We start from the raw sequence: 769 nt of genomic DNA on the forward strand, positions 1-769 counted from the left end.
AACTGTCCCACTTGGAAGTGGAAAATTCCGGCATGACGATGTCATCGAGACTTGGAGGTCATGCCGTGAAGAAGAGCAAGTTCACCGAAGAGCAGATCGCATACGCGTTGAAGCAGGCCGAGTTGGGCACGCCTGTCGCGGAGGTCTGCCGCAAGATGGGGATCAGCGACGCGACGTTTTACAACTGGCGCACGAAGTACGGCGGGCTGTCGCCATCGGAGCTGCGCCGGCTGAAGCAGCTTGAAGAAGAGAACGCGAAGCTCAAGCGGCTCGTAGCAGATTTGTCGCTGGACAAGGCCATGCTGCAGGACGTGCTGTCAAAAAAGCTCTGAAGCCTTCTCGGCGCCGTGAGCTTGTCACGGACTTGATGCAGCGTTTCGGCGCAAGCCAGCGGCAGACCTGCGCGTTGTTGCAACTGTCCCGCACCGTCTACCGTTACGAGTCGGTCGCGCGGGATCAAAGCGCGCTGGAGATGCGCATCAAGGAGATCACGGAAGTGCGGGTGCATTACGGCGCACCCCGCGTGTACGTGATGCTTCGCCGGGAAGGCTGGCGAGACAACCATAAACGAGTCGAACGCGTGTATCGGGAACTCGGGCTTTCGTTGCGCCACAAACGACCTCGACGGAACAAGTCGGCTCGGCGCAGGCAGCCAAAGCAGTCAGTGAGCGCAATCAACGAAATCTGGAGTATGGATTTCGTCGTCGACGCGCTGTTTGATGGTCGACGCTTGCGCACGCTCACGATCGTGGACAACTACACGCGGGAA

General features: G+C 59.0%; 1 pseudogene. It reads left to right on the plus strand.

The window, feature by feature from the left end:
- Positions 1–65: 65 nt before the first annotated feature.
- A pseudogene (locus ACNQQL_RS35995) lies at positions 66–769 on the plus strand (IS3-like element ISBcen15 family transposase); the annotation flags it as partial.

Source organism: Burkholderia sp. LFS061, from assembly GCF_047978125.1.
Lineage (GTDB): Bacteria > Pseudomonadota > Gammaproteobacteria > Burkholderiales > Burkholderiaceae > Burkholderia > Burkholderia pyrrocinia_C.